Origin of the sequence: Leptolyngbya sp. FACHB-36, assembly GCF_014695955.1 — a bacterium.
Lineage (GTDB): Bacteria > Cyanobacteriota > Cyanobacteriia > Leptolyngbyales > Leptolyngbyaceae > FACHB-36.
In genome coordinates this window covers 1-10,067 of sequence record NZ_JACJPG010000417.1, presented here as the reverse complement: position 1 = coordinate 10,067, position 10,067 = coordinate 1, and the positions used below count along the sequence as shown (strand labels likewise).

General features: G+C 52.2%; 9 protein-coding genes and 2 pseudogenes. 4 read left to right on the top strand and 7 right to left on the bottom strand.

Annotated elements, in window-relative coordinates:
* From H6F43_RS11740 to H6F43_RS11710, 7 genes and pseudogenes are all read right to left on the bottom strand, one after another.
* Window positions 1-432: pseudogene (locus tag H6F43_RS11740) on the bottom strand (UV damage endonuclease UvsE); the annotation flags it as partial.
* 591 nt (window positions 433-1,023) lie between these two features.
* A complete protein-coding gene (locus H6F43_RS11735) occupies window positions 1,024-1,482 on the bottom strand; it encodes a tellurite resistance TerB family protein (protein ID WP_190342945.1) in 459 nt (152 codons plus the stop codon).
* A gap of 158 nt (window positions 1,483-1,640) precedes the next feature.
* Entirely contained in the window at window positions 1,641-2,687 is a 1,047-nt protein-coding gene (locus tag H6F43_RS11730; RefSeq protein WP_190342944.1) for an amino acid ABC transporter permease, read from the bottom strand.
* A gap of 37 nt (window positions 2,688-2,724) precedes the next feature.
* Window positions 2,725-3,717: a DUF3445 domain-containing protein gene (locus H6F43_RS11725; protein WP_190342946.1), complete on the bottom strand. Its 993-nt coding sequence runs from the start codon at window positions 3,715-3,717 to the stop codon at window positions 2,725-2,727.
* A gap of 39 nt (window positions 3,718-3,756) precedes the next feature.
* Window positions 3,757-4,434, bottom strand: coding sequence for a class I SAM-dependent methyltransferase (locus H6F43_RS11720; RefSeq protein WP_190342943.1), 678 nt, complete (start codon window positions 4,432-4,434; stop codon window positions 3,757-3,759).
* 55 nt (window positions 4,435-4,489) lie between these two features.
* The gene (locus tag H6F43_RS11715) at window positions 4,490-5,854 is read right to left on the bottom strand and encodes an amino acid permease (protein ID WP_190342942.1); all 1,365 of its coding nucleotides are present in this window, start codon (window positions 5,852-5,854) and stop codon (window positions 4,490-4,492) included.
* Window positions 5,855-6,033: 179 nt separating this feature from the next.
* Entirely contained in the window at window positions 6,034-6,960 is a 927-nt protein-coding gene (locus H6F43_RS11710) for an ABC transporter permease subunit (protein ID WP_190342941.1), read from the bottom strand.
* 356 nt (window positions 6,961-7,316) lie between these two features.
* Here H6F43_RS11710 and H6F43_RS11705 point away from each other — a divergent pair, with 356 nt between their 5' ends.
* From H6F43_RS11705 to H6F43_RS11690, 4 genes and pseudogenes are all read left to right on the top strand, one after another.
* Complete coding sequence (locus tag H6F43_RS11705; RefSeq protein ID WP_190342940.1) at window positions 7,317-7,832, top strand: hypothetical protein; 516 nt, start codon at window positions 7,317-7,319, stop codon at window positions 7,830-7,832.
* A gap of 230 nt (window positions 7,833-8,062) precedes the next feature.
* Window positions 8,063-8,554 (top strand): hypothetical protein, encoded by a 492-nt coding sequence (locus tag H6F43_RS11700; protein ID WP_190342939.1) that lies wholly within the window; start codon window positions 8,063-8,065, stop codon window positions 8,552-8,554.
* 70 nt (window positions 8,555-8,624) lie between these two features.
* The gene (locus H6F43_RS11695; protein WP_190342938.1) at window positions 8,625-9,440 is read left to right on the top strand and encodes a P pilus assembly protein, chaperone PapD; all 816 of its coding nucleotides are present in this window, start codon (window positions 8,625-8,627) and stop codon (window positions 9,438-9,440) included.
* A 190-nt stretch (window positions 9,441-9,630) separates the two neighbouring features.
* Window positions 9,631-10,067 (top strand): annotated as a pseudogene (locus tag H6F43_RS11690) (hypothetical protein); the annotation flags it as partial.

Genomic DNA, 10,067 nt, shown 5'->3' with positions numbered 1-10,067 from the left:
ATCAAAAATGCGGGCGTGCGTGTTGAGAATTTTGCGGCTGTTGTCGATCACGTCTGGGCGATCGGAGTTCAGCACAACAAATTGGTCCGGATGCAGCACCAGTCGGATGCCTAATTCAAACGCGCGCGAGCCAACCCGATGCAGTTCATCGGTGAATTCGGTCAGGATGTCTGCGCCGATCGTGTCATCCGCAAAGGGAAACAGCCCCGAACTCAGACGGTAGAGGTGGATGCCAGCGCGATCGCAAAAGGTAATTGCACCATCGAGGCGACGAAGGTTCTCGCCGTAGAGGTCGCGCAGCTTCTGGGCTTGCTCATCAGGCGAAAGCAGCAGAAGGCGCTTGCGCGTAATGGTGCGAAACCGAACCTGGTCTGATGCGGTGATACATACCAGCCCCAGCTCAGGCAGTTGCGATTGATACTGAGTATTCATAAGAAGTAGATAGGCGGACAGAGCACTCCCTTTAAAGGAGGGCTGATCCAAGCCTATGCAGCTTCAAAATTCTTCACCTCTATCTTTCGATCGCTCTCCGTGATGTAGATAGACGTCGCGATCGTTGATACACAACACTTGCGGTAAAAGAAAAATTGCTGATCTGAGCAAAATTAACCCGCTTCACCTCCGCACGAGTGAAACTAGAACCCTGTCCACACAGTTGGGACAGCGATTGTGTGAATTTTAACGGTGCATACCAGCAATGGCTGAAGCGTTTGTCGTGTAAAGCTCTCAGCCATCGCCACTATAGACATTGAATCGGTTTCTAAGGTTTGGCGGTCTTGAAGGCGCGCTCATTCATGCAGTGGTCAGGTTAAGTTTTATACCAGTCCTCTAAATTTCAGCTACAGATCAAATCACTAAAACGTAGGCGCACTCGGGCTTCTGCAATTCCGAACTCCGAATTCCAAATTCCGAATTGATATGAAACTGTTTCTTTGACCAGTGCCGTTTCAGAAAAAAACACCCCGAAGCAGATGATGCCATCAGGGTGATTGAAGTTGAACTGCAAATGACGATCGTCAGGGATTATTCTTCCTCGTCAACTTCCTCGTCGTCGGGGAAAAGTTCGTCGATGATTTCATTTCCCCGTTCTGCTGAAATTCCCAGCGCTTCGCATAAGTGATCGACATACTCTTGTTCTTCTTCAGGCACTTCTCCATCCGCAGCAATTACAACCAACGCCACTGCAAATGCAACCTCTTCGAGTCCTTCTTCCCGTGCAGTGGAGATTGCCTGTCCGATAACGGCTTCAATCCCTTCATCACTAACCAGACTAGCCAACTCATTCCCTAGAGCTTCAAAATCTTCCTCTGCGTAGTTCTCATACAGGTCGATGTCAACGAGCATTTCGGCTAATGCGTAGGTCTCCGAGTCATCATACGAGTCTCCATCTGCAAAGGCAGAGAAAAGCCCGATCGCCGCGATCGCCAACTCTGGACTTAAAGCAACTTGGGTGCCACCACGAGGCAACTTACGTTTCGGCATAGTTCTCCTAATTCTGGGTAAATGAGCGGCTGAACTGGGTTTCGTGTGCTGACTCAATTCAGGTTGATGCTTCTAGACTTCCCAAACTGGTTCAGGTTGAACAGCTTCCGCGCGATTTTCTGTTGGCGAGCCGATTCCAACACCTGCCGTATTAATCGCTACACCCGCTCCAGTCTGCGACTGAGCAGCGACATGGTGTAGCAAAACAGCCAGTAGATTAGCCCAATGAAGAGATAAACTTCCGCGTAGCGTCCCAGAAAATTTGGCTGTGCCAGGATTGAGCGCGCGATTCCGGTTAGCTCCACCAGCGCAAACAGCGCCAGCAGCGACGTGTCTTTAAATAGAGAAATAAACTGCCCGACGATCGCCGGAGTCACCGCCCGCAACGCCTGTGGCAGCACAACCAGCAGCAGCGTTTGTGGTACATTCAGCCCCAGCGCTTTTGCTGCTTCGGTTTGTCCTTGTGGAATTGCTTGCAGTCCGCCCCGGATATTCTCCGCAATGTAGGCGGCGTTAAACAAGACCAAACCCGCGATCGCTCGCACCAGTCGGTCTAGCCGCAGTTGCCCTGGCAGCACCAGTGGCAGCATTACCTGAGCAATGAACAGAATCCCAATTAGCGGCAGTCCTCGCACCAGTTCGATGTAGATTGCCGAGAGCCACCGCACCGCAGGCAGCGTGCTTTGTCGTCCGATCGCGAGCAGCACCCCAAACGGAAACGCCAGCGCAATGCTGACGATCGCGACCAGCAGCGTCAGCAGCAGTCCGCCCCAAAGCGTTGTGCTGACGGCAGGCAAGCCGAGTCCTCCGCCAATCAGCCAGACACAAGCTGCAACCCCAATTGGCAAGAGCGCGTAGGCGATCGTGTTCATCCGCTCCTTCAGGGGAGCGCGAACCTTGAGGCGAACAATCCATACAGCGATCAGCGCCAGCGTGATCGCCAGCACGCCCCAAATTCGCCAAACCTGCTCGATCGGATAGCGTCCCACAAAAAACAGCCGGAAATTCGCAAAGACCACGCTCCACTGGGCTTGCGTCGTAATCCAGCGCAGCACCCCTGCAGCAACCTGAACGACAATCCAGAGGCAAACGATCGTCAGCGCACTATTAAACCAGGTATTAAACAGGTTCTTGCGCAGCCAAGCCAGAACGGTTTGTGGAGTCGCAGAAACGCGAGGGCGAGATGACTCAGGTATTGCGGGCATGTTGCGGACGTGGCTCCTGTTGGATACCATCATCATTTCATGGCTCGTCGAGCCATACCAGAATCGAGTCTCTGCTCTCTACTAATCCTTTGTAGACTAGCGACTCAGGTGACATCGATCGCAGTGCTGATACTAGCTGCGATCGCAGCACCGCGTCTTGCTTGACGGTGTGGCAGTCGCGAAAGTAGGTCCGGATGGCAAACAGCGCCGCATCTTGCTCTGGCAATCCCCAAATGACCTGACGCTCAATTCGCAGGTAGAGCTGTGGCTGCAGCGCATTAAACTGTCTGCCCTGCCACTCGGCTGCTGCCACTCCCACGGGTAGCTCAGGATGATGATTGAGCCGCGTGTCGGTACTTAACCCCCAAGCGAACCGCACCATCGGCTTCCGCGCAATCATCGTATGAACGATCGCGGTCGATCGTCGATTCATCGCGTCCATTCCGGCGACGGGGGCGTGAACAGTGGCAAAATCCCTGCCAATTTTTTCTTCAGCCGACCAGTGATTCGGGTAGCAGAGGTGAATTGCGCTGAGCCAGTTGGCTCCGTCTACAGCGCGACAGACGATCGCGAAATCCTCCTGAACCTGACACGCTAGCGCATCGAGCGCAGAGACATAAGAGGTGTGGGATTGAGCCGCTTGCAGTTGCCAATTGGAATCGAAAAGGAGCACCTCTCCGGTGAGATGGCAAGCAAGGGTCAACGATGGCTGTAGGGTGAAGTGAGTAGGGTACTCGTGCGTGAGACGATCGACTATGAGGTGGGCGATCGCACCCGCCACCTCAGGTGAATGGCGGTAGGTTTGATAGTACTTGCTTAGCCGTTCTGCCCGCGCCTGAAGCTTCACCTGCCGATAGTCCGCAAACTGCCGATCGATCTGAAACACACAGCGATCAACTGCACCATTTCCAAAGTCGGACCCCAAAGGCACCAGTCCCGGTTTCACTTCATATCGTCCATTCGCCAGCGGAAAGTAGCAGGCGGGAGTAGCCGTACTGCCCACGGTTCGTGGTCCGTCGTCCGTGGGCAGCCGATCGTGGTTTATCACCACTGGCGATTCACAACGAATCTAAAGCAAATTCTTCGGCGGATTTTCTGGCACGCGCCAGAAGTAAATCGTGTGTTCTCGCTGCGGTCCCTTCACCTTCACAACTTGCTCTGGCTTCCACTCGCCCATATCAAAATCGTGAGAGACGATCCGGGTTCCCGGCTTGAGTTCCTTCAGTAAGCGAGGGCGCAGCTTCACGTTCAAATCTGGCAGTAGATAAAGCGTGACCACCGTCGCATCTTTGAAATCTGTCGTGAACAAATCCGCCTGAATAAATTTAGCTCGACTCGCAACCCCTGCCTTTTTTGCATTCTCTTGGGCTTCCTGGATCAATTCGGGACGCAGTTCGATACCTGTGCCCCGTGCTCCATACTTCTGAGCCGCCGTCACCACGATGCGTCCGTCACCGCTGCCCAAGTCGTAGAGCACATCGGTTTTGCTAACTTTTGCTAAGTCCAGCATTGTGCGCACGACAATTTCTGGTGTAGGAACGTACACCACATCGGGTTCTTTGTCTGACACCGCAGGGCTAGGAGATTGAGCGATCGCCCCAGGTGACGCTGCGATCGCGTTAGAGCTAGCGTCTGCGGCTGGCGGCTGAACCGCCTTTGGCTCAACGGTTTGAGCACAGCCGGTAGACACGCTACTCAGACCAATGCCGATCGCCATTAGTCCCAGCACTCGTTGTAATTGCACCATAAAGCCTCCTTGTGTTGTTGAATTAGACAAGTAGAGCGTATCGGTAATCACCTATTCAGCTTCGTTGTCCCCGTCCCAACCGAACTAGTACTAATAGTGCCGCTCCTAGTAGGACGACACCCACTCCAACTAACGCACCAAATTCCGTGTAAACCAAGCTGGCGTAGAGCAAGTAGCCACAGACCAGACAAAACAGAATGGGTAGCCAGGGATACAGCGGTACCTGAAACGGTCGAGGCACGTTGGGTTCGCGCGATCGCAGCACCAGCAGCGAAATTCCCGTCAGCAGAAAGAAAAACCAGAACACCGGAGCGGTGTAGTCCACCATCGTCTTAAAGCCTTCGCGCCCTGACGTGCCAAGAATCACCAGCACGACAGAGATGATGCCCTGTACCAGCAGCGCGGGGATGGGCGTATTGGAGCGATCGTGCCACCGACCCATGAACGAGAACCAGGGAAAATCTTGTCCTAATGCAAAGTTGGTGCGTGCGCCCGTGATAATCGTCGCGTTAATGGATCCCAACGCCGACACGGAAATGAGAAACCCAATGAACCAGACACCGGGTTCCCCCAGCACCCGTCGCATTAAGTCAGCCGCTACAGCGTCCGACTGTGCCATTCCTGCAACGCCTAGACCGTGCAGATACGCCAAGTTAATCAGCACGTAGACCACGCTGATGATGCCAATGCTCCAAAGCAGCGATCGCAGCATGTTGCGGCGGACATCTCGAAGTTCCGCAGAAATGTATGCGGCTTCGTTCCAGCCGCCGTAGGACAGCAGCACAAACACCATCGCCAAGCCTAAGTTCCCCGTTGGAGCCGCCACTTCCGAGGACGGAGGCGGTGCGGCTGCGGAGCTTCCAATTAATCCAACAATGGCGACTAGCGCCAAACCCAGCACTTCTGCCACAGACAATAGGTTCTGTGTCCATTTGCCCTGCGTTACTCCGATCACGTTTAGTCCTGTAAACAGAACAACCGCTGCCATCGCGTAAATCGATGACGAGTACGTACCCAGCTGCAGCACTTGACTCGCATAGTCACCAAACACGAACGCTAGCAACACGATCGAGCCGGGCTGCACGACCGTCATTCGCGCCCATGCAAACAAAAAGGCAACGTTGCGACCAAAGGCGCGACCCAAGTAGTGGTAGTTACCACCCGGATGCGGGTAGGTCGTAGCTAACTCTGCATAACACAAGGCACCAATCAGGGAAATGACACCGCCTAGTAGCCATACCAGCGCCACGATCGCACCATTTCCCAAGTTGGCAGCAACCAGAGCGGGTGTCTCAAAAATTCCCGCACCGATGACAATTCCGACTGTAATTGCAACCGCATCGGCAAATCCCAATGCTGGTTTGATTCGCGCGGTGCCGATTGAAAGAGACGTACTCTCCGACACGTTCCGTAAACTCATGCGGATACACTTCCTAGCACGAGGCTGCTTAAATGACAGTTCTAAAGCTGAATATGCTTCAACAGATTTAATGGCAACGCTTTTACAACAACGTGTTATTCGCAGGGTACTATAGCGGATTAAATTTGTGAGTGCTTCACCCAGTGGGCGGACGTTGAAAACGAGGCATGACTGTAAGATCAGCGCTCGACAATTTGCACCGATCGGTTGAAAAGATTCAGCAGCAGGGAAATAACCAGGCTAATCGTCAGGTAGGTGGCGCAGATGAGCACCATCACTTCCACCGCACGACCCGTTTGGTTGAAGGTTGTCGAAGCCACCGCATAAACGTCTGGGTAGCCGATCGCGATCGCCAAACTAGAGTTCTTCGCCAAATTGAGATACTGGTTCGCCAACGGTGGAATCATTGCTCGCAACGCCTGCGGAAAAACCACTAGGCGCATCAGTTGGGCTGGCTTGAGACCGAGCGATCGCCCAGCTTCCCACTGCCCTTGCGGTACCGACTGAATTGCCCCTCGGACGACCTCCGCAATAAACGTTCCCGTGTAGATGCTGAGTCCCAACAGCAGCGCCGAAAACTCTGAAGATAGCTGCAAGCCTCCCGGTAGCTGCACTCCACTTTTACTGAGCGAGACGCCAAACCAGCGAACGGCTGCATCTACAGGAGGCAAACTGAAGAACACTGCAAAGTACCAGAAAAACAGCTGCAGCAGCAGCGGTGTGTTTCGCAGGGTTTCTACGTACACGAGCGATAGATTTCGCACTAGCCAGTTATCTGACAGTCGCGCAATCCCGGCGGTTACTCCAACCACGGTTGCCAAAGCAATTCCTGTCACAATCACTCGCAGAGAATTCACCAGTCCGACCAGTAGCGCTTGGGTGTAGCTATCCGAGGGCTGATACGGAATCGGACGATCGCCAATGCCAAATCCGGCTTGCGATCGCAGAAAGTTAAACCCAAACTGAATCCCAAGCTGCCGCAGATTGCGCGTCAGGTTTCCCAGAAAGTACGACAGCACTAAGATTACGACGACCACGGCGATCGCCTGTCCTGCAAACCGCCAAAATCGCACATCTCGCCATACTGAACCCTTGGTTCGGCTCATTGAACGCGCTCATCTCTACGCAACTATCTTACAAGCAGTCGAAATAGAGAACTGTGGACTGAGCGCTGGTCATTGCCGCTCTACAGTCCATGAGGATTACGGTTTCCGTCTAGCTTCTGAGAGTCACTCAGTGCTGACTTCTGTAAATATGACCAGATTAAGCTCAGGTAAATAACTTTAAGAAACCCGTACATTTGTGGAGGTCAATGTAGCTAATGCCACCGTAAATTGTTAGCTGTAGACGCCTGAGAGAAACAAAGCACACTATAAAACGTTTCCTCAGTTGTTCTTAAGCGGGTGGATTCAAAGCTTAACGAACCATTTTGCTACAACCTCATTTGTTAGGAGTTATTCCAATGATCCGTCGTATTGCTCTTGTTTCTGGCTGTGTCGCTTTAAGCGCTCTGGCTTTCGGTGGCAAAGCTCACGCTCAATCAGTCGATGTTGATTTCAACGGGGTCGTTACTCCCACCTGCATGGCTGCCAACGTGGTCAATGGTGTAACAAAAGTTCCCACGCTGCCTACTCTTAATCTCCCTGTACTGTCTTCTGATCCGGCTGATGATCCTGGTGCTTCGTTTGGTCGCTTTGATCTGAGCTGTAACGGAGATGCAGATATCACAATCAATCCTCCTACCGTTCTTCCTTCTAGCGTTGCTACAGCAAGTACCGCAAACTACGGTGCAAGTTTGAAGGATGGAACGATCGATATTGCAACAGCAGTTAAGGGCGGTGCGCCTGGTACGGCAACGGTTGTTGGACCGCTGGTTAATAAAACCTTCGATGTGCATCAGTGGGTGAACAATGGAGCGGTTCCTCTACCGTCTGGCAACTATGACTACCGCGTTAACCTGAACATTGTTGCTAAGTAAGTTGCTAAATCGCTATTGCGAACTGCGGATAATTGCACGGATGAAAACGATCGATTTGCTGTTAGCTAGCAGGTACTTTCAAAACTAGTTGCAGAGCGTTTGGTTTTCTAAGTAGGACTTTCTATATTCCAGTGCTAATGTGTTCAGTCTTTAAAGAGCATGGGCACATTACCGAGGGGTGCAGCAAATTTTGTTGCATTCCTCTTCGTTTTTTGAGATAGGAGGTATTTATGCGCAAGTATCTCGCGATCGTAGCGAGTCTGGCTCCTCTCCTAATGGGTGATTGGATGAATAAAGCGGCGGCAGACAGTCCGTCTTCTTGCAGTATCTCTAGTATTACTCCTGGACAATTGGCGATTGTGCGTAATGGAAAACACGACACCCTTTCGTCTCGACCAGATGAATCAATGGGTGCTCAGTTAGCAATAGTTACGCTGACGTGTACAGGTGGACTGGATGTCTCAATAAATCCACCCGTGACGCTTCCAGGTACCCCATCGACCACTGTGCAGGGACTGCAACTATGGGAAGGTGTTCCTGGCAGCGGCGGTGTCCTTCTTGCAGAAAAAGACAGCGCGGGCAACGGGACTGGCGTCGTTAGCCTATCTGCTCCGATTAGCAGTCGAAGTTTGTCTTTACAGTTGTTTGCGGCTTCGCCTGGAAAACTACTTCCCGTCGGCACCTATACGTACCGGGCAGTGCTAACCATTACGCCCCGCTGATCTGAATGTTGATGTTGCGGAGACTCAGTACGAGGGAACTTTAAAGGGGTAATTTCGAGAAGTTATCGCAATGATGAAGCTCTCGTCTTCGTTACGTAAATGGATTCCCGTAGGTGCGCTGGCGATGCTGCTAGCAGTCCCAACGATCGCTCAGGCTCAGGTCGGCATTAATCCAATGTTGATTGATGCAGAAAGCCGCAAAGGACAAGCTCGTGGCATGTTTTCGGTGACAAACGCGAGTGATGAAGTAATTCGAGTGCGAGTATCTGCTTACCCGTTCACTTATACAGTGAATGGGTTTCAAGTCTTATCTACCAGTCCAACTGATTTGACTCCCTATCTTGCATTTTCTCCCCGTGAATTGGTAATTCAGCCGAGGCAAACCCGCCAAGTTCGCTTATCTGCTCAACTGCTACCAAGCTTGAAAGATCGAGAATTTCGGGCAGTCATTTTCACAGAAAACCTAAAGGCAACGACAGATAAAAATGGAGTGGCGATCGTCCCCCGAATTGGAGTAACCCTGTACGTTCGTCAGGGCGTAACCGCTCCAAAACTCAGTGCTGACAGCGTTAGCTACAATGCGCAAGCAAAGAATTTTGCACTGCTCGTAAAGAACACTGGAAATGCAACGGCAAGACCAAAAGTGAACTGGAAGCTTAGCAATGCTGCGGGCACTCTCTTAAGCGGAACCTCCGAGTCTACAACGGTTATTGCCGAAGGAGAACGCAAGGTGATATTAGATTTGCCCAAGGCGATCGCTCCGGGAACCTATCAACTCAGCGGCGAACTAATTTGGGAAAGAAGTGCATCTCGGAAAGCACAATCTTTCAATCTGCCGCTGACTGTAAACGCCGCCACAACGCAATCGCCTAACGCAACCCGCTAAAACTCCGCTACAAGCAGGCTGCCTCAGGAATAATTTACTGCTCTTATTTCGGGTGCTTCCTCAATTGCGATTCGCGATTTCGCAGTTGAACTAAAGATTTTATTCACGCTTTTGATTCAGCGAACACTGCAAGCTATTGCGGTGTTCGACGATCGCGCTGCTTCAGCAATTGAACAAAGGAGCTTAATTCATGTTTTTGGCTCGTCGATCGCTACAGCGGCGCGTCGTGTTGATCTGGTTACTAACGGCAATCGGAAGTACCGCAGACCGAGTAGTCGCCCAGCCAACCTCGGCGAAGGACACTGCACCGATTGAGGCGACAACGCTGGAGGGGGCTTCCTCGACGACTGCTTCACCCTCTGCATCGATTATGCCTGTTGGCATTCAGGTTGGCAAACGTCTTGTGCTTGAATCAGTGCGGGTGCGCGGTGCAGAGGATGGCGAAACTGCAATCGCGTTTGAGGACTGGCTAGTTCCGTTGGATGATGTGCTTGAAGCTCTGCGGATCAAAGTTAATCCTTTAGAAAACGGTCAACTCGAACTGCGCTCTCCAGAGATTCTGATTCGCATCGATCCTAGCGACCTAAAGACGGACCCCGATCTCGGACTCGCACTGACGATTGCCAA